Origin of the sequence: uncultured Psychrobacter sp. (assembly GCF_947488565.1) — a bacterium.
Classification (GTDB): domain Bacteria; phylum Pseudomonadota; class Gammaproteobacteria; order Pseudomonadales; family Moraxellaceae; genus Psychrobacter; species Psychrobacter saeujeotis.
The window spans coordinates 1-20,048 of the sequence record NZ_CANKZC010000006.1; the positions used below are offsets into that span (position 1 = coordinate 1).

Genomic DNA, 20,048 nt, shown 5'->3' on the forward strand with positions numbered 1-20,048 from the left:
ATTTTATTTAGCTAAATAAATACTCCAAACTAAGGATTGATGTGTTCAGCGGTAAACCACTTCCCAATCACCCCTTCTCTTTCGACTGGGTGGCATTATACGCGCTTTTGATAAGGGGTCAAGTAAGAAATTAAGAATAATTTACCATTTCTTACTTTTATGTTTACTACAGTTCTTAATTTTCTTCAAAACTTTGTTATCAATTAATACTTTCTGTCATACAATACTTCATAAGAAAGGAGCTTACCTTTCAGTAAACTCCTTACTATAAAACATAAATGTAACTTTAACTTTTTGCTTTTTCCTTAATTGTGGTGAAAATACCTGATAACGCATAGATGATACCGATGGCTAAGATACCAACAGGTATGTCATAGAGTACGATACTCATGACCAGCACTCCAAGGATAAGCACCACAAAAGGTACTTTCTTTTTATCAAATTCTTTAAAACTATAGTATTTGACGTTACTGACCATCAATAAACCGCAGATAACTACCCAAGCGGCAAATAAGAACATAACAGCAGTATCATATTGTCCCACCCATTCATTATGATCGACAGCAACCATAACAGCAGACGTTACTAATATAGCGGCAAGCGGACTTGCTAAACCAACAAAGTACTTTTTATCTACAATACCAACCTGCACGTTAAAACGTGCTAAACGGAATGCACCACAAGCCGTGAAAACGAACGCACAGCCTAGGCCAATGCGACCCAAAGGCTCTAAAGCAAAGCTATAAATCAAAATAGCCGGCGCAATGCCAAAAGCCAACATATCGGCAAGGGAGTCGTACTGCTCGCCAAAGGGACTTTGTGCATTGAGCATACGTGCAACCCGCCCATCAGCACCGTCAAGAATAGCGGATAAAAAGATGGCTAAAGATGCTTTATAAAACTCACCTTGAGTACTGGCTAAAATCGAGTAAAAACCAGATAATAGCGATAAAGTGGTAATCAAGTTGGGCGCTAAATAAACACCGCGACTGACCACAGGCTTACCTTCTGCAACTTCTGTTTCAATCACCTCAAAAGTCAGCCCATCGTAATTATCATTATCCGCCAAGCGAATATTGAATTCATGCTCATCAACAAAAGGTGGCTGAGTTGCGGCGCTGTCATTTAAACTATTGTGAGGCGATTGCTCAGTCGTCATATTGATATCCTTATTCGCCAACTAACCAGCGTACATTGGTTGCACTATCAGGCGTCATATTTGGCGCATCAGCTACTTTTAAAGCAGGCTGTAAAAATCGTAATATTTCACGTGCATGATTATCAAACTGCCACGGCGGATTGATAACGAGCAGCCCCGTACCATTGAGACCAACGGCGACATCATTTGGATAAATATTTAGCTCACAAACTAGCTGACGACGCATTTCAGTACGTTTTAGCTTTTTGTAGAACAGCTCTACCGCTTCAATATTTTTAATCGGGAACCATAGTGCATAAGTGCCTTGCGGCCATTTGTTATAAGCAGCAACTAGCAGATTGATAAGGCGCGTGAAGTCTTTATGCTCTTGCTCATAAGGAGGGTCAAGGAAAATAAGTCCGCGGCGCTCGGCTGGTGGGATAACCGCTGTAATACCTTCAAACGCATCACGATGATGGATACCAATTGGTAACTTATGTAATTGATAGTTCAACGCATCGTATTCAGAAGCTTTGGCTTCAAAGGCTTCACCGCGCACACCTGAGTCTGGGTTTTTTTCAACATGGTGAGCAACCCACCATGGCGACCCTGGATAGACTTTACTATCATAAGTAAATTTGGCTTGCTTGATACCTTCCACATATTCTTTAACAGCAGTTGGGGCCTTTTCAATGTCCGCTTTTAGTAGAGCTTGAATACCGCCCTTGGCTTCACCTGTCTTACGCGCTTCTTCACTATTAAGTGAATACAGTCCTCGACCGCCATAAGCATCAAGCACATAAAAAGGTTTGTTTTTTTGACCCAGTTGATTAAGCAGTTGTACCAATAAAATGTGTTTGACCACATCAGCAAAGTTACCAGCGTGGTAGGCGTGTTTATAGTTCATAATCTCAAAAGTTTAAATAAGAAAAATTGCATCTATGGTAGCATAGGAAGCATAAAAGATAATGTGGTTTTGGTAAGCACTTTTAATAAAAGGGCTTTGAATGCCAGCTAATTGACAATAACGAGGTGAGATGACTAAGATTATTAGCAACCTAAATGTGACAAAGCTTGTGGTCAATCATCCGATAGGTCCTGATAATCCGCCGCAGCTTACGCCGTGTACTAATAAAACCAGCAATAAACGGCTTACCCAAGATGTTTTGCAGATGACAAACTTTGCTGTCAATTGGGCGGATAAGCTGACCGATAGACAGTTAGATAAGTTTGTAACTGATGGCTGGATGGTGATAGATGGCGTGTTTGATCATTTGGCACTACAGGCTTTGCAAGCAGAGAGTGGTTTTGTTGACTATCGTGATGCTGAGCTGACCGCTGGTGTTCGGATTAGTGATATTCGCGGTGACCGTATTCGCTGGATCACTAAAAATTTCTTTGCTGGCTACTTTTATCTACAAAGTATCAATGCGCTTGCCACTTTATTCAATCAAAGCTTGTTTGCAGGTATTCGCCACAGTGAAGCACATTATGCCTGCTATCCGGTAGGTTTCGGTTATAAATGGCACAGTGACAACCCCGCCGGCCGTAATGAGCGCGTTATCTCAGCAGTGTTTTATTTAAACGACGAATGGACAGCCAATGATGGCGGCGCGTTAGAAATTGTTGACAAACATGGTATACATCATAATGTCATGCCTGTTGCCAATCGTCTGGTCATATTTGACAGCGACCTGCAACATCAAGTACAAATCGCTCATCGGCAGCGCTATTCTATCGCGACGTGGATGCGCCGAGATGGTTTAGTGCCTTTTGTTGAAGAGGGTTAAATAAGCTATCTATTGTAGGCTGAGTTTTTAACCCAGCTTTTAAACTTCGCAAATGCAGAACGCTGGGTTAAAAACCCAGCCTACGCTCAATTCTGAAAGGTCTATCATGTCTAATAATAAAAATACTTTAACGCAAACTCATCAGCAAGCCACTCTTGATCTAAGCATCGAACTATTAGAACGTCCTTCGGTCACGCCAGATGATGACGGCTGCCAAGATATATTGTCGGAACGCTTAAGACAGGCAGGCTTTGATTGCGAATTTATGTATTTTGGCGATAGAGATAAGACTGGCGAGCACGCGCAAGTCAAAAACCTTTGGGCACGCCGTGGTACAACGAATCCAGTGATTTGCTTTGCCGGTCATACCGATGTCGTACCAACAGGCGATGTCAATAATTGGACCTACCCGCCCTTCACCCCAACCATCGAAAATGGCTATCTCTGGGCGCGCGGTGCCGCTGATATGAAAACTGGCATCGCTGCTTTTACTATCGCTGCTGAGCGTTTCGTTGCCAACCATCCTGAGCATAATGGTTCTATCGCCTTTTTAATTACCTCAGATGAGGAAGGCCCGTCTATCAATGGTACGGTAAAAGTCATAGAAACTTTAGAGGCGCGACAAGAAAAAATTAGCTATTGCTTAGTTGGTGAGCCTTCAAGCACTGATACCTTAGGCGATATTATCAAAAACGGTCGCCGCGGCTCGTTAGGAGCAACATTGACAGTGACTGGTCAACAAGGTCATGTGGCCTATCCGCATTTGGCTTGTAACCCGATTCATGCGACTACCTCCGCGTTAGCAGAACTCACGACGGCAACTTGGGACAGTGGCAATGACTACTTCACCGCCACCTCTCTACAAATCTCTAATATCAATAGTGGTACTGGCGCAACCAATGTCATCCCTGAGACGCTTGAAGTCGTTTTCAACTTCCGCTTTTCAACGGAAACAACGGAAGATGAACTAAAAGCAAAAACCCATGCTATCTTTGATAAGCATTTTGCTGATAGCAAGGCCAGTTATGATATTCATTGGAAATTATCCGGTCAGCCGTTTTTGACACCTGAAGGTAAACTCGTCTCTGCCTGCCAGCAAGCCATTAAGTCGGTGACGGGTACGCAGGCAACTTTATCGACTTCGGGCGGTACTTCTGACGGACGTTTTATCGCGCCAACGGGTGCACAAGTCGTTGAGCTTGGCGTGCGCAATGCCACGATTCATCAGGTTGATGAAAAGGTAGAAGTAGATGACTTAGGCAGATTGGCGCAGATATATGAGGGGATTTTGGAGAATTTGTTGTTAGATTGATTTTACCCCTCTAACATAAAAAAGCGCTATCTGATTTAAAATAGCGCTTTTTTTATCATTGTTCTTTATCAACTATAAATTAAACCTTTTAAATTATCTAATTTTTACTGACAGACAAGGTCATTTACTGGCTTTACTCAATCCCAATATATAAGTCCACCTGCCCATACTCTAAATTACCACCAATATAATGCTCAAAATCGACCTTATAAGTGCGAGTATGCGCGCAATCTGGATTATGGAAATACTCCCAAGCTTTCTCCCAAGCGTTCATTACCGTATTAGGCATTCTACCTTCTTCAGAAAATACTAAATATTTACCGGCAGGAATAGTAACTGTCACCACATCGCTAGCATGGGCGGCACTAAGAATATTTTCAGCACTTAAAACATTGCGTTCTTCATCACTGCCTTCGCCTGCTGCTTGTGCATTTTCTACCTTCCAACTAGCGACCACATCGAAAGCGCCGACCAAATCTTCGCTCTCGTAGTTCTGATAAACCCCATAGATGTCTTCACCTTCAGCCAAATGGCTGACATGGTTTTGGTAGAACTTTTGCCATAAACGTCCTAATTTAGCCGTATCATGGCTGATTTCTGCGTTATTGGTGGTGCGAGTGCTAATGCCTTTGCAAACGATAGCATCAGCTAACTCGGTTACTTGTGAAGTCATATTGTTTCCTAATAAATGAAAAAGATCGTAAAAGCCTGTCACATAAACAAAGGTTAATCTGCCTCATCTATCCAATTCATTTGAATCGCTTCCAAGATACCTTCGTTTGACTTTTGTGGATCATCATCAAAGCCTTCAAGCTCAGTCACCCAGCGATGCAAGTCAGTAAATCGTATGTACTGCGGGTCAGTCTCTGGAAATTTTTCATAAAGCTCAATGGCAATGTCTAAGCTGTCGGTCCATTTTAGTTTTTGTGGGGTCATAATGGTGCCTCTTTATTATTAATTAAGCCTTGTATAGTAAGTTCAAAACAAAACGATTATAAATTTGAACGCGCTACTGGTATAAATTTTACTTGCGTGCTGTCATCTTTCGATGCTGCATAAAATTCATCCCAGCAGCGCTACAACACTTTTAAAGTAATTCGACTATATCAGTGTTATGAACTATCCTAACAAACTTCAGCCTCTACTGTATAGATAGGCTTGGTTTTAACGACTTTCAGACTTAACTGCCACTTGGTGCTTATTCCAACTGGTAATCACGTCGCTCAATTGCTCATCTGCCATATCTAATACCTCAGGCATACACTTATTGCCATGTTTATCCTTTAGTAAAAATTTAGTCATACCAACGCCCATTAGCTGACTTTTGACAAAGAAGCGAGTTTCAAAGTAAATATATTTCTTATCCCAACCAACAAGCTCACTACTCACTGTCATCTTATCTAAGAATTTAATCTCTTTGAGGTAAACCATTTCTTGCATAGCGATAACCCAATTTAAGGGTTTGATACCTTTTTGATGAACACAGGTCATTAGCCAACGGGTGATATTGAGCTCAATAAAAGATAGGTAACGGTAATTTGGCAGATGATCGCGAAAGCCCATGTCATGTGGTAGCACCCGATACTGACGAGCAATTGGCGCGCTCAACATTTCAGTCGTTAATTTTTCACTAGAATTTTGCAGCTTAAGCTGTTTTTTGAGTAAGCTTGTCATAATAAAGAAGCGAATCAACATATTCATAAAAAACTCTCTTGACGTTTATACTGTGTTTTATAATTGGTTATCTTTTATATCTGAGATAAAGGCATCATACCTTAACGCAAAAAAGTCACCTCAGTGACTTTTTCGATAGATATATAGTGTTAAAGGTTAATGACCACCGCCATTGATACTACGAACCATCTCTTCAACCATTTTTTTGGCATCACCAAAGATCATCATGGTTTTATCCATATAAAACAGACTGTTATCAAGTCCGGCATAGCCTGTGCTCATTGAGCGCTTAATAACCATAACCGTTTGCGCTTTAGTAACCTCTAGAATGGGCATACCAAAGATGGGCGAGCTTGGGTCTTCTTTTGCAGATGGATTGACCACGTCATTAGCCCCGATGACCAAGACCACATCGGTACTGGCAAAGTCGGAATTAATCTCATCCATCTCCAAGATATCATCATAAGGGACGTCCGCTTCTGCCAATAGCACGTTCATATGACCTGGCATACGACCCGCGACTGGGTGAATGGCAAAGCGTACGTTAACGCCTTCTTCTTTAAGTAATTCATACATCTCTTTCACCGCATTTTGTGCCCGACCCTGCGCCATACCGTAGCCCGGTACGATAATGACGTCGCTGGCATTGGACATGAGAAATCCTGCATCTTCTGCCGAACCTGCTTTGTAGTTCTTTGGCGCGCCATCATCAGCGCCGCCTGCGACCGCTGCACTGCCCATACCACCAAATAATACGTTGAGTAACGAGCGGTTCATTGCCTTACACATAATATAAGATAAAATTGCACCTGATGAACCAACGAGCGATCCCGCGATAATCAGCATCGAGTTGCCAAGGGTGAAACCAATTCCCGCTGCCGCCCAACCTGAGAATGAGTTCAATAGTGACACAACGACTGGCATATCACCGCCACCGATTGGTGCAATCCACATCCAGCCAAAGATAACCGCAATCACGGCCATGGCATAAAATGCTGGTAATGAATCGGTGACGAAGTACACGCCACCAAAGCCAATCATCGCTATAAATAGCAAGGCTTGAACAGGTTTTACCCAGCCACCAGTGACTGTTTTTGCCCAGCTTTTTGCCGCAAGCTTACCAAAAGCAAAGACCGACGCTGAAAAGGTAATCGCACCGATAAAACAACCGATGAATAATTCGACACGAGCAACTGCGCCATGCTGTTGTTCAGTATGCAGTACCGTTGCCAAAGCAATCGCGACTGCTGCCAAACCGACAAATGAGTGCATTAAAGCGACCGTTTCTGGCATTTGGGTCATGGCGACTGTTTTTGCTTTCCACATCCCGACAAGGGCACCCAAAACCATGGCGCCGATAATTAGCCAAAGCACAGGGCCTTCCGCTAAGAAGAATGTCGTTGCTACTGCAATTGCCATTGCTACCATACCAAAGCGGTTACCGCGAATGGCCGTTTTTGGGCTAGATAAACCACGCAGGGTTAATACAAAGAGGATAGCACCGACCAGGTAGAACCAATCTGCATTTGCCGCAATCATTGCTGAAAAATTATTCATGCGTCGCCTCCATTTTCAGTTGCATTGACGTCAACAGCAGGTGCTTTTTTTACTTTCGGCTTGAACATTGCCAGCATACGTTCAGTCACGGCAAAACCACCAAAGATATTAATACTGGCTAAAAATACGGCAAATGCACCAAGCAAGCTAGTTGGCGTAAACATCGAGCCATCAATTGTGACCGTCTGTAGCATTGCACCGACGATGACAATACTTGATAAGGCATTGGTGACTGCCATTAATGGTGTGTGTAATGCAGGCGTGACGCCCCAAACGACATAATATCCGACAAAAATAGCAAGCACGAATACGGTAAAAATCGCTACAAACGGTGTGCTACCCATGGTGTCACCGACTTGCGCCGCAGCTAAACCAGTGGCAATCATCTTATCCTCCTAAAAATTTATTCATTACTGGCAAATGTATGATGACGAATAGTCAAGACTTAGCGTTTAGTAAGGCGTACCTGACTCTCATGCGTCACTGCCAGCGCACCCTGAATCTCATCTTCCATATCTAAGTTCAGTGCCAGCTTGTTTGATGCAGCATTGTCTGTCGCTTCCGTGGTTTCTTCAGAGGCAATTAAAGTCGTGATAAAATTGACCAAGTTATTGGCGTACAAGTCTGACGACTGCGCCGCTAGCATCGATGGAATGTTGGCCGCACCGACGATACGCACGCCATTGGCAGTGGTAATGGTTTCATCTGGCACACTGCCTTCTACGTTACCGCCTGTTCCAGCAGCCATATCAATCAGCACTGAGCCTGCCTTCATTTTGGCAAGTGTTGCTTGATGTACCAAACGCGGTGCTTGACGACCCGGAATTTGTGCAGTGGTGATGACGATATCGGCATTACTTAAGGCTTTGTCCACGACAGCTGCTTGATCTTTGATATACTGCTCTGAAGGTGTCCATGCATAACCACCTGTGGACTTAGCTGTCTCAGCTTCCTCTGCACTCATTGGTACATCCAGCCATTTGCCACCTAATGACTCTACTTGCTCACGAGCGGTCGGACGTAGATCACTGGCTTCAACGACTGCCCCTAAGCGCTTGGCCGTCGCAATCGCTTGTAACCCTGCAACGCCGACGCCCAAGATCACAACTTTAGCGGGTTTTACTGTCCCCGCTGAGGTCATAAACATCGGAAACGGACGAGAGTATTCATTGGCGGCCAGCAGTACGGCTTTATACCCCGCAAGGTTGGCTTGTGATGACAAGACATCCATATTTTGGGCGCGTGATAAGGTACGAGGTAATAGTTCCATCGCAAAGGCCGTTGCCCCTTTAGCAGCATAAACATCCAGCTGAGTATTACGGTAAGGATCGAGCATACCAATGACGATCTGACCAGCCGTTAAATTATCTGTTAGTGCAGTTGGCAAATCGTTGACGGTGGTAATAATTTGAGACTGGCTCACAACCTCGGTGCCGCTATTGGCGATATCAGCACCCGCTGCTTGATATAACTCATCAGCATAATACACTGCTTGACCTGCACCTGACTGGATGACGACTTCAAACCCAAGTTTAATTAGCTTTTTGACCGCATCTGGGGTGAGCGCTACGCGGCTTTCGTGTGTAATATCTGCATTGATGACACCGATTTTCATACCGTCTCCTTACTCTGAATATGTTACTGACCTATGCACATATTATTTGCATAATGAGATGCATAGAGCAAAAATTTTGGTCAGCGCTTACATCAAATAGTTCAACCAATATTATCAATATAATAAATGACCAGCTGCTTTCCATCATGTTTTTTTTATTATAGAGACATCGTTTGCTAACTTTCATTGTCTAATGATGACCCATAAGTAAATAAAAAGTTATGTATTTATACCATTTATATAATCTTTATTGTTATATTTGAAATTTTTATTTTTTTCGACCTCATAAATCACAAGGAATGACTATGTATTTTGTACTCTCCCCTGCCAAATCTTTGAATGAAAAAGATGATATTCCCGTAAATCTAGGCAATCATTACAGTCAGCCTGAGCTTATAGAACATTCGCAAGAGTTGATTAAAATACTAAAATCGAAAGAACCGATTGATTTGCAAGAACTGATGAGCATCTCTGACGATTTGGCACAACTGAATGCTGAGCGCAATCAACAATGGAGCTGGAGCAAAAATAAGCCATTTAATGATCAAAATGCAAAACCAGCAGGTTATTTATTTGATGGAGATGTCTATACGGGTCTCGATATGTATAACATGGATAAAGAAACGGCCATTTACGTCAATGAGCGTTTAGGCATTTTGTCAGGTCTTTATGGCGTATTAAAACCGCTGGATTTGATTCAGCCGTATCGCTTAGAGATGGGCACTAAGCTCAAAAATGAGCGCGGTGATAACCTATATGAATTTTGGGGCGAGGAGGTGTCTGATGTTATCAATGCACACATGGCAGATAGCGATGACAAGGTATTGATAAACTTGGCCTCTAATGAATATTTTAAATCGGTAAAGAAAAAAGCGCTAAATGCTGAAATCATTACGCCACGATTTGAAGATGAAAAAAATGGCAATTATAAAGTGATTAGCTTTTATGCCAAAAAAGCCCGGGGATTGATGGTGAAATACGCGGCTGATAATAAACTGACCAAGGCTGAACAATTAAAGGAGTTTGACTTAGCGGGATATTATTATGTCGATGAGCTGTCTGATGACAAGACATGGACGTTTAGAAGGGATGAGGCAAGTCAGTAATTTAAAAAATATATCTGATCAGCTTAGAAAAACCCCGATAAGCTCTCGCCTATCGGGGTTTTATTTGGGAAAACTGGACTAAAAACCTTCATTAAAAAAGCTCTGCTATCTTGCGATAACAGAGCTCTTAATAGTCAAACAGACTTTATGACGTCAATCATACTTCTAGCGAAAAGCGATTTGTCGAGGAAGACGAGCGAAAATAGTACCTATTGTACATTGAGCGCGTCTGACAAAGAAAAATCGCTTTGTAGAAGAAGTAAAACTACATCATGCCGCCCATTCCACCCATACCGCCCATTCCACCAGCACCGCCCATCGCAGCCATGCCGTCATCACTTTGTGGCAGGTCAGTAATCATGACTTCAGTAGTCAACATCAAGCCTGCAACAGAAGCCGCATTCTCTAGCGCTGAACGAGCAACTTTAGCTGGATCAAGGATACCCATGTCTAGCATATCGCCATATTCGCCAGTCGCTGCGTTGTAACCATAGTTACCGCTGCCACTCTTCACTTCGTTGACCACAACTGACGCTTCTTCGCCAGAGTTGGTTACGATTTGACGAAGTGGTGCTTCCATTGCGCGGCGTAAAATGTTCATGCCAGCGTTTTGGTCATCGTTATCGCCACGTAGCTCAGACAATGCATTCATTGCACGAACCAATGCGACACCACCACCAGGGACAACGCCTTCTTCAACCGCGGCGCGAGTTGCATGTAGCGCATCGTCAACACGATCTTTCTTCTCTTTCATTTCAGTTTCAGTTGCCGCGCCAACTTTGATAACAGCTACGCCGCCTGCCAATTTGGCCACACGCTCTTGTAGCTTTTCTTTATCGTAGTCAGAAGTAGACTCTTCGATTTGACGGTTGATAGACTCAACGCGATTATCGATATCCGCTTTGTTACCAGCACCATCAACGATAACGGTATTTTCTTTACCGACAGTGACCTTTTTAGCAGTACCCAATTGCTCTAGGGTTGCAGTCTCAAGGCTCAAGCCAATCTCTTCAGAGATAACCGTACCGCCAGTAAGCGTTGCGATATCTTCTAGCATTGCTTTACGGCGATCGCCAAATCCTGGTGCTTTAACCGCACAAGTTTTTAGGCCGCCACGCATATTGTTTACAACCAATGTCGCTAGCGCTTCGTTTTCTACGTCTTCAGCGATGATTAGCAATGGTTTGCTCTGCTGCATGACTTGCTCAAGTAATGGCACGATCTCACGGATGTTGCTGATTTTTTTGTCAACAAGCAAGATATAAGGGTTTTCAAACTCAGCCGTTAAGCTGTCTTGCTTATTAGCAAAGTACGGGCTGATATAACCACGGTCAAACTGCATACCTTCGACCACTTCTAAGGTATCTTCAAAGCTTGAGCCTTCCTCAACAGTTATAACGCCTTGCTTACCCACTTTTTCCATCGCTTGCGAGATCAGCTCACCGATTTTGGTGTCTGAGTTGGCAGAGATAGAGCCTACTTGGGCGATTGCCTTGTGATCGTCAGCTGGCGTAGATAGGTTATGAATCTCTTTAACCGCTTCGCGTACCGCTTTGTCGATACCGCGCTTTAGATCCATTGGGTTCATGCCAGCGGCAACAGATTTCATGCCTTCTTGCAAGATTGACTGAGCAAGTACGGTTGCAGTTGTCGTACCATCACCAGCGACGTCGTTGGTGCGGCTAGCAACTTCACGAACCAATTGTGCGCCCATGTTTTCAAACTTGTTTTCAAGCTCAATCTCTTTGGCAACTGATACACCATCTTTAGTGATGGTCGGTGCGCCAAATGATTTATCGATAACCACGTTACGACCTTTAGGGCCCAATGTGACTTTTACAGCGTTGGCCAGAACGTTAACACCGTCCATCATTTGTTTACGGGCATCAATGCCGAATTTTACTTCTTTTGCCATGTTAATTTACTCCATTATTATAAGTATAAAAATACGATCGAATAAGTCGATATAGTGTTGTTAAAGAACTGTCTAAACACAATTATCAAAAATGTGCTGAGTACTCAATGATACTCAAAAGCACTAGCCCTCTAGCACACCCAATACATCAGACTCTTTCATAATAAGTAGTTCTTCGCCGTCAACTTTTACCGTTTGACCAGCATATTGACCGAACAAAACTTTGTCGCCAGCTTTTACATCTAACGCACGAGTTTCACCGTTGTCACGAACTTGCCCATTACCGACAGCCAGCACTTCACCTTGTGACGGTTTTTCTTGTGCTGAACCAGGTAATAAGATACCACCAGCAGTTTTTGTTTCTTCTTCTATACGGCGGACGACGATACGGTCATGTAAAGGACGAATGTTCATCGATATGACTCCAAAAGTTGATTGTTTATGTTAAAGGGTTTATTTGAATAAATGGTCTCAAGACCAGTATCCATAAGAAATACGATTAACAGTACTGTCTCACAGATAAGCGTTGAGCTTGTATCAAAAAGTGGGGGCAATAGAAGATAGCTTCAAGTGTAAATTCGAAAAATTTACAAGAATGTGAAAGCAGAAATTTTATAAGTTCATGCTAGCGAGTAACCTTACTCACAAAGCGTTACTTGTGACGTCAGCTTAAGGAGTTTTGGCAACATAGGCTACAAGAGCTGAACACTGCTATATGTTGACGCCCTTGAAAATGTAACAGCATATGACCATTATAAGCGTTGAGAACATAATAATAGTTATAAGAAAAGATGACATCTCTGTCTTCTATCTATTAAGGAGTATTTATGAGTGTTTTATCAATAAATAAAAAGTTAGCAATAACTGATAATCAAGACCTTAGACATAATAAACTAAAATTTCTAACCGCCTTAACTACAGGTGCTATTATCGGAGCTTTAAGTATGACTGCCCCTACGCTTGCCAATGCAAAAATCATTCAACCATCAAGTGCTGATTATAGCTTTACCGTTGAAGATAAATATAAAGGTACTGCAAACCGCACTTTAAAGAAGTCTGGTAATACTTGGAATTATAAAGTAAAAGCTCGCGTAGCTGGCGTCGCTAGTGCCGCGCAAGACAGCACCTTTACCATCAATGGCAATAATGTCAGCCCAACTCAAGCGAGCACTACCTATAAGTTGCTTGGTCTTGGGCGTACGCATAAGTTAAGTTTTAACCCTAGTAGTAAAGAAGTCACCAGTACTTATAAAGGCAAAACCACGACCATGAATATGGCGCAGCAAGCTTTTGATGATTTGAGCCTTGAAGTGCAAATTCGTCAAGACCTATTGAATGGTGATTTCTCTGGTAACTACTATATGGCCAAAAAAAATAAAGTAGAAAAGACGCCATTCAAGAAGTCTGGTAATACCAAAATCACCGTACCAGCGGGGACTTTTGATACCGTTCGTGTTGACCGTATTCATGATGACAGTAGTCGTTCAACCAGTTTTTGGTTGGCACCAAGCCTTGATTACTTACCTGTCAAAGTAAGCCAAGTCAACGATGGCAAAAAAATGGATTTAGAATTAACGAAAGCCAACTAAATCCTGAGCTATTACTCATTTAGCTGATGATTACGTTATGTAGAGTCGATATTGGCTAAAGTAGATACATGACTTAAATAAGCAAGACCATAATAAAAAGCGCCGCTCTGGATAAGAGTGGCGCTTTTTATTATCTAAGCTTTTTTATATCAATAACAGGGGTAAAAACCAATCTAGCGAGAGCGTGGCTGTTTGACGACGTTATTCATTGAGGGCAAACGCTTTAATAGAATAAATAACCAAACGTTGATCGCCAGCAATAGCACAAAATCAAACAAATATACTGCTATCTCAGACCAGCTACTACCATAGATGCGAGTAAACAGTACGACCCCACTTGCGCCCAAATAGACTAAAGTGAACATACTACTTATCAACAATGCATAAGGCGAACGACCACGCACAATCCATGGCGTCAATATAAAAGCTGGCAAAAGCCATAATGTCTGCCATGCAATACCGCCCACGATATCGGGGTTACTGACGTTAAACACACTAATAAGAATGGGCAGTGCAAGCATTCTATAAGCCAGCCAAATAAGCCACGTCAACATCAAGCGCTGACGAATGGGCGTAATAGGTTTGACAGGTTTACTGGCTTTTTTTACTGCTGGTTTTGCCTGAGTGTTATTGTCTGGACGGTTAGTAGCCATTAGATACGTCTGTTTCCTAGTTTAATAGCATTGTGCTGCACGATATAAATACAGCTTAGCGGGTCCAGTTAGCTTGTGCTAATGCTTTAGCACTAATCGCCAAACGTCGACCTTGGGCGACACCTAGCTCGCGCTCATCATCATTTACAGGTTGGTCATGCAATGCACCACTCACGTGACTAGCGCCATAAGGCGTACCGCCGCGATGTGTACGATTGAGTGCAGGCTCAGCATAAGGCACACCGACTATCATCATACCGTGATGCAGTAATGGTAACATCATTGTCAATAAGGTCGTTTCTTGGCCACCATGCATTGAACCGGTCGCTGTAAATACTGAAGCGGGTTTGTTTTGCAGATTGCCTGCCAGCCATAGCGTAACAGTATTGTCCCAAAAGTATTTCATGGGCGCGGCCATATTACCAAAATGCGTCGGACTACCAAGCGCCAGACCGCTACAGTCTTTTAAGTCATCCATCGTGCAATAAAGATCACCTTCATCAGGAATAGCGGGTTTGCTCGATGTGGTCTCAGGTGCCACAGTCGGTACTGTACGGATACGCGCCATCATGCCTGCGTCTTCGATACCTTGAGCGATAGCATACGCCAAGGTCTTAGTCGTACCATGGCTAGAATAATATAGTACCAAAACATAAGGGTTGGCTTGACTCATGAGCAACACTTCCTTATAAAATCATTAATGTTAAGAGATGCCATAGCTTGGGTGTCATAATAGCTTGGGTGTCATATAAGCTTTGCACCAAGCAATTAACGTCCTTGATAGATGCGCACATTATGCCCGACTCATTCACTGACATGCAAACAAAGACTTACTTAGCTTATTATAGTGATAGCCATGTAACGAGTGCTATTATGTATTTTGACACAATTAATTGGCAGATGCTGATGGCACATTTTTGTTACACTACTGTCACTCTTACCCTTGCTAAATGGTCAATATGGAAAACTTACTGAAAAAAATCCCGTTTACACATCAACGCTGGTTTCAGTTTTCGCGATTTTTGACGCGGCATTTTTTTGAAGACAACTGCCAACAAAAAGCAGCATCACTTACTTACACCACCATGCTATCGATCGTGCCTATGTTGACCGTCCTACTGATGATCCTATCGTCAGTTCCAGCGCTTGCTACAGTTAGAGCACAGATTTATGAGGTGATTTATAGCAATTTGCTACCGAAATCAAGTATGCAAGTCAGTGAGTATATCAATAGTTTCGCTGAAAAATCGTCTAACTTGACGGCCATCGGGGCGATGATTTTATTTGTCACAACTATTGTCACTTTGACGACTATCGAACGTGCCTTTAACCAAATTTGGCGAGTAGAGGATCGCTCTGGTGGTATTAAAAGTATGCTGCGTTATTGGACCATTGTCACCATGGGACCGTTAGTATTGGGTACTGCATTCATTGCTTCTAGTACGGTACAAAGTTTAAGCTTTTTAAACCGTCAAATAGGCGGTTACGGCATCGACTGGTCGTTTTGGGTACAAATAGTTTCCATCGGTGTCACGATTGCAGGCTTTATTGGTATGTATTGGTTCATCCCCAAAGCACGTGTACCCGTAAAAAACGCGGCCATAGCTGGTATATTCGTTGCAATAGTATTTGAATTACTAAAGCATATCTTTGGTACGGTAATGAGCAACTTTACCAGTTACGAAGCCATATACGGTGCGTTTGCCGCCTTACCAATCTTTTTATTATGGATTTATTTGTCATGGAACTTGATCTTACTAGGTGTTGAGATTAGCTATACGTTAACTATTTTTGAGACTGAGGAGGTCTATCCGCGACACCCGCTGTTAAGTTTGCTTGATATGTTAAATCTAGTCTACCTTAGCCACTTAAAAGGTGATGCGGTTAGCGAGCAGGAGCTACGAAATGTATTGGGTCGTAAAGAGCTGCCTAAATGGTACACCTACATCAATTATCTAAAAGACTGTAAACTTATTACCGTGACTGAAGATGATGAATACGTTCTCAAAAAAGATCTTAGCAAAATGACGTTATGGGATTTTTATCGTACCCTGCCCTATCCGTTACCTATAAAAGACGAGCTTGATGAGATGGAAAATAATAGCCAACAACCCTGGCTTAGTCTGCTGGTACGCCGCTTTAACAATACTGAAGCCTTCGCTCAAGAACAACTTGACTTACCATTGTCTGCTATTTTCTCTCACAGTCAGCCGCGTAAAAAAACTTCTGTAGATAACAAAAAAGAGTCTTTTGGGAAATCTAGTAAGCGCAATACACCGCATAATAAACATAGGCATGACCAAAACACACCACATTTTGAAGCAGCAGCCTACGACAAAGACAGCGACATCATATGCGATAACAATCATAACGAGATTTTGATTCCAAATGACCAGATTGCAGACGATAAAGATACAAATAACGACCGCATCAATCATCAGGGCAACATTATTACTGAAGCGGACAATCCAAAAACAAGCAGTTAGATGCTGTATCCTTAGCACTATTATAAAATAGCTTTCGCTAGAAGATATGAGTCAAAATATACTCTCAACCCTTTGGAGCCTATGGCAGTGACCAAAAATGACAAAAACAACCTGCCCACACGCATACTGTCGACCAGTCTTGACGCACTCAAAAAATTTATCCAGTTATGGTCACTACAGACTCTAACCGATCTACCTGATCGATTAAGAAATCTATGGCAGCAACTCATCGGTTCTTATTGGTTTATCCCGACCGCTTGTGTACTAACAGGCATACTTTTAGCCCCTTTATTCATCGCTATTGATCAACAGTTTGATCGCGCAACTGTTAAAGATATTAGTTTTGCGTTTACTGGTGATGACTCTTCTGCAAGAGCCATCATGACGACGATCGCAGGAGCTGTCTTAGGTGTGGCTGGTACTACTTTTTCGATTACCATTGCCGTCCTGTCTATGGCCTCATCACAATTTGGCCCACGGCTCTTACGTAACTTTCTTACAGACACCTCAAACCAGTTTGTACTTGGCGCTTTTATCGGTACGTTCAGCTATAGCTTGCTGGTCTTAAAGGCCATTCACAAGCATGACGTCAACTTTGGTGTGCCGCAGCTATCTGTTACTTTTGCTATCGTAATGGCTGTTGTCTGTGCCTTACTTTTGGTCTACTTTGTCCAACATATGGTCCATGCTATTCAAGCGTCACGCGTGATTCAAGGAGCATGTAATGATGCTATTAAAAACATTCATTACTGGTATAGCGACAACTGCGAGATGGAGCATCAGTATAATGTCATAAATAGCGATGATGTTGAACAATATCATTCTTGGGCCGCCACACCTATCTATGCACCAACTTCAGGCTACTTACAACAAATCTACTTTGAATCGCTTATTACATTGGCACAAGATTATGGCGGTGTGGTGCAATTGCATACTAATCTTGGCGATTTTGTCACTGATAAAAACGTTATAGGGCATTTTTATCGGCGCCCAACAGCGCATATTAGCAACCTAAAAAAGACCAAAACCTCTCAGCTTGCAGTATCTCCACAGGCACCCGATGGCATATTTTGGCAACGCTTTGCCGCTTGTCTGCACTTTGAGCGTCAGTCCGCTTATACCAATGATATAGCATCAAGTTTGGGTCAAATCACTGAGATCGCTGTGCGGGCACTGTCTCCTGGGATTAATGATCCTAAAACAGCTGTCAACTGTGTACAGTCTTTGACCATTTGTTTAAGCCTAATGTTACGTCGGCAGCCACCTAGCCCTTATCATTTTTATACGCCACCAAAAAACAAAGATGAGTCTGATATTACGGTTAATCAGCCACGTATCGCAATACTGGCGCTTATCACCAGAACACCAAAGATATCTGACTTTATCGAAACCTCCTTAGGTGAGATACGTCGATATGCTATTGCTGACCTGATGGTATTAAAGGCGCTTTGTCAGGCAGTGACTGACTTAAACTATGCCCGAGTCAATAGTGCACAGCGTCAGACTTTATTGCGCGAGCTGACTTTGATTGAACACGCAGGTCAAGCGAATCTAAGTTATAAGGAGCTGACAGAGGACCTGATAGCCATGTGCCAACAAGCACGGCAGTTTATTCATGATGACAATGCGCAACATCGACATTTTGAGTATATCAGTAAGTTTGATATGCATATTTATAAAGATTTACAGACACAATCAAGGTAAATAGATAGGCTGTCACTGAATATATACGCCTAAATTTTGCTATAGGTATCAAGCAATACTAGCACTATCTATCTGCTAAATACCTGTTATCCTTCCAACAACTTTTATACTCATTGAGACTGCTTTTATGGCATCTGCAACCAGCCTGACCATACTTGAGATTAGCGCTATTTTTTTATCAGTAACGGCGATATTGGCTTATATCAATCATCGCTTTATTGGCCTGCCAACTACAATCGGGGTCATGGTTATCTCTATTGTCTTATCCATGATAGCGATTTTTTTAGGATTTTTGGGCTTCGATCAGCTTATTGACTATGAGGTGAGTTTATTAGATCAACTAGACTTCACTGAAGTCTTACTTGATGGCATGCTATCTATGCTCCTATTTGCCGGGGCTTTGCACGTCAATATTGGTGATTTAAAGCGTTATAAACTTCCCATAGGTATTCTTGCATGTATTGGTACGCTAGTATCGGCCGTGCTGATCGCTACTGCCCTTTACTTTATGCTACCGCTCCTCGGTTTTGGGCTGCCTTTCATTTGGTGCCTATTGTTTGGTGCTCTGATATCGCCTACAGATCCTATTGCGGTTATGGGAATATTAGCATCAGCGGGAGCACCAAAGAGTATTGAGACTGTCATCGCTGGCGAGTCACTATTCAACGATGGTATCGGCGTTGTCATATTTGTCCTATTGCTCGGCATCCTATCTAGTGGTGACATTCCTACGGTTAATTATGTGGCACATACGTTAGCCGTTGAGGCTGGCGGCGGTATTATTTTTGGCTTGGTACTTGGCGCTATTTTGTACTATTTACTCAAAAGTATTGACAGTTATCAGGAGGAAGTACTGTTGACGCTGGCAGGGGTGATAGGCGGTTATGCATTGGCCAGTCATTGGCATTTATCTGGACCACTTGCTATGGTAATGATGGGATTAATGGTCGGCAACCGTGGACGTGAGCTTGCGATGAGCGACAAGACCCGCCATTATATCGATCTGTTTTGGGAGCTGATAGATGAGATTTTGAATGCCATTTTATTTGTGCTGATCGGTCTTGAGGTAGTCATTATTGCCTACTCAGGCAATCTGTTTATTGCTGGAGGTTTGAGTATCATGATTGCCTTACTTGCTCGCCTTATCGTCGTCGGCATGACTACCAAAACCTTTAGCCGACAGCTACAACTGCCCGAGGGTGCATGGAAAGTATTGACCTGGGGCGGGTTACGCGGCGGCATTTCGGTGGCTTTAGTACTACAGCTACCTTCAGGGATGGAGCGCGACATTTTACTGGCGCTTACCTACGCTGTCGTCGTCTTCTCTATCTTGGTACAAGGGTTAAGCATTGGTAAAGTCGCTAAGAGGATTCAGCCTGTTATGCATAAATAGCGATGAGTTCAAATGAATAATTTATCTAAACCATACGATTAACGCTATATAACTATCGAAGTAGTCAGCGAGATATATAGCCATGATGTCATACTGGTTTCCTAGTGCCAATCTCT

At 42.7% G+C, this 20,048-nt stretch carries 19 protein-coding genes; 7 read left to right on the top strand and 12 right to left on the bottom strand.

Translation table 11 applies throughout. The features are described from left to right. Positions 1-286 precede the first annotated feature (286 nt). Positions 287-1,159, bottom strand: a complete 873-nt coding sequence (pssA, locus tag Q0890_RS12145) for a CDP-diacylglycerol--serine O-phosphatidyltransferase (protein ID WP_299221335.1) — start codon at positions 1,157-1,159, stop codon at positions 287-289. A 10-nt stretch (positions 1,160-1,169) separates the two neighbouring features. Then, positions 1,170-2,045, bottom strand: a complete 876-nt coding sequence (locus Q0890_RS12150; RefSeq protein ID WP_299221337.1) for a 23S rRNA (adenine(2030)-N(6))-methyltransferase RlmJ — start codon at positions 2,043-2,045, stop codon at positions 1,170-1,172. A gap of 130 nt (positions 2,046-2,175) precedes the next feature. Here Q0890_RS12150 and Q0890_RS12155 point away from each other — a divergent pair, with 130 nt between their 5' ends. Both Q0890_RS12155 and dapE read left to right on the top strand, forming a co-directional pair. Beyond that, the gene (locus Q0890_RS12155; protein ID WP_299221339.1) at positions 2,176-2,928 is read left to right on the top strand and encodes a 2OG-Fe(II) oxygenase; all 753 of its coding nucleotides are present in this window, start codon (positions 2,176-2,178) and stop codon (positions 2,926-2,928) included. 106 nt (positions 2,929-3,034) lie between these two features. Continuing rightward, the gene (dapE, locus tag Q0890_RS12160) at positions 3,035-4,240 is read left to right on the top strand and encodes a succinyl-diaminopimelate desuccinylase (RefSeq protein ID WP_299221342.1); all 1,206 of its coding nucleotides are present in this window, start codon (positions 3,035-3,037) and stop codon (positions 4,238-4,240) included. Between the two features lie 133 nt (positions 4,241-4,373). Here dapE and Q0890_RS12165 read toward each other — a convergent pair whose 3' ends face one another. From Q0890_RS12165 to Q0890_RS12190, 6 genes are all read right to left on the bottom strand, one after another. Continuing rightward, on the bottom strand, positions 4,374-4,913 hold the full coding sequence (locus Q0890_RS12165; RefSeq protein ID WP_299221344.1) for a GyrI-like domain-containing protein: 540 nt from the start codon (positions 4,911-4,913) through the stop codon (positions 4,374-4,376). Between the two features lie 53 nt (positions 4,914-4,966). After that, complete coding sequence (gene iscX, locus Q0890_RS12170; protein WP_021812734.1) at positions 4,967-5,176, bottom strand: Fe-S cluster assembly protein IscX; 210 nt, start codon at positions 5,174-5,176, stop codon at positions 4,967-4,969. Positions 5,177-5,404: 228 nt separating this feature from the next. Continuing rightward, a complete protein-coding gene (locus Q0890_RS12175; protein ID WP_299221346.1) occupies positions 5,405-5,941 on the bottom strand; it encodes an acyl-CoA thioesterase in 537 nt (178 codons plus the stop codon). Positions 5,942-6,070: 129 nt separating this feature from the next. After that, on the bottom strand, positions 6,071-7,453 hold the full coding sequence (locus tag Q0890_RS12180) for an NAD(P)(+) transhydrogenase (Re/Si-specific) subunit beta (RefSeq protein WP_299221661.1): 1,383 nt from the start codon (positions 7,451-7,453) through the stop codon (positions 6,071-6,073). Positions 7,454-7,467: 14 nt separating this feature from the next. Next, entirely contained in the window at positions 7,468-7,815 is a 348-nt protein-coding gene (locus Q0890_RS12185; protein ID WP_299221664.1) for a proton-translocating transhydrogenase family protein, read from the bottom strand. Positions 7,816-7,916: 101 nt separating this feature from the next. After that, positions 7,917-9,086: an NAD(P) transhydrogenase subunit alpha gene (locus Q0890_RS12190; RefSeq protein ID WP_299221349.1), complete on the bottom strand. Its 1,170-nt coding sequence runs from the start codon at positions 9,084-9,086 to the stop codon at positions 7,917-7,919. 305 nt (positions 9,087-9,391) lie between these two features. Here Q0890_RS12190 and yaaA point away from each other — a divergent pair, with 305 nt between their 5' ends. Beyond that, positions 9,392-10,192: a peroxide stress protein YaaA gene (gene yaaA / locus Q0890_RS12195; protein ID WP_299221351.1), complete on the top strand. Its 801-nt coding sequence runs from the start codon at positions 9,392-9,394 to the stop codon at positions 10,190-10,192. A gap of 265 nt (positions 10,193-10,457) precedes the next feature. On the opposite strand, the gene groL is transcribed toward yaaA, so the two are convergent. Together groL and groES are read right to left on the bottom strand one after the other, a co-directional pair. Next, positions 10,458-12,107, bottom strand: coding sequence for a chaperonin GroEL (groL, locus tag Q0890_RS12200; RefSeq protein WP_299221356.1), 1,650 nt, complete (start codon positions 12,105-12,107; stop codon positions 10,458-10,460). Positions 12,108-12,230: 123 nt separating this feature from the next. Then, on the bottom strand, positions 12,231-12,521 hold the full coding sequence (gene groES, locus Q0890_RS12205) for a co-chaperone GroES (protein ID WP_057758860.1): 291 nt from the start codon (positions 12,519-12,521) through the stop codon (positions 12,231-12,233). A 413-nt stretch (positions 12,522-12,934) separates the two neighbouring features. Here groES and Q0890_RS12210 point away from each other — a divergent pair, with 413 nt between their 5' ends. After that, positions 12,935-13,696: a DUF3108 domain-containing protein gene (locus Q0890_RS12210; protein WP_299221359.1), complete on the top strand. Its 762-nt coding sequence runs from the start codon at positions 12,935-12,937 to the stop codon at positions 13,694-13,696. A gap of 173 nt (positions 13,697-13,869) precedes the next feature. On the opposite strand, the gene Q0890_RS12215 is transcribed toward Q0890_RS12210, so the two are convergent. Together Q0890_RS12215 and wrbA are read right to left on the bottom strand one after the other, a co-directional pair. Continuing rightward, entirely contained in the window at positions 13,870-14,349 is a 480-nt protein-coding gene (locus tag Q0890_RS12215) for a hypothetical protein (protein ID WP_299221361.1), read from the bottom strand. A gap of 55 nt (positions 14,350-14,404) precedes the next feature. Then, positions 14,405-15,022: an NAD(P)H:quinone oxidoreductase gene (gene wrbA, locus Q0890_RS12220; protein WP_299221364.1), complete on the bottom strand. Its 618-nt coding sequence runs from the start codon at positions 15,020-15,022 to the stop codon at positions 14,405-14,407. Positions 15,023-15,308: 286 nt separating this feature from the next. On the opposite strand from wrbA, the gene Q0890_RS12225 reads away from it, so the two are divergent. The 3 genes from Q0890_RS12225 to Q0890_RS12235 all read left to right on the top strand — a co-directional run bounded on the left by Q0890_RS12225 (position 15,309) and on the right by Q0890_RS12235 (position 19,932). Further along, the gene (locus tag Q0890_RS12225) at positions 15,309-16,835 is read left to right on the top strand and encodes a YihY/virulence factor BrkB family protein (RefSeq protein ID WP_299221367.1); all 1,527 of its coding nucleotides are present in this window, start codon (positions 15,309-15,311) and stop codon (positions 16,833-16,835) included. A gap of 81 nt (positions 16,836-16,916) precedes the next feature. Further along, complete coding sequence (locus Q0890_RS12230) at positions 16,917-18,539, top strand: DUF2254 domain-containing protein (RefSeq protein WP_299221370.1); 1,623 nt, start codon at positions 16,917-16,919, stop codon at positions 18,537-18,539. 127 nt (positions 18,540-18,666) lie between these two features. Next, the gene (locus tag Q0890_RS12235; protein ID WP_299221373.1) at positions 18,667-19,932 is read left to right on the top strand and encodes a sodium:proton antiporter; all 1,266 of its coding nucleotides are present in this window, start codon (positions 18,667-18,669) and stop codon (positions 19,930-19,932) included. The last annotated feature ends 116 nt before the right edge of the window (positions 19,933-20,048 follow it).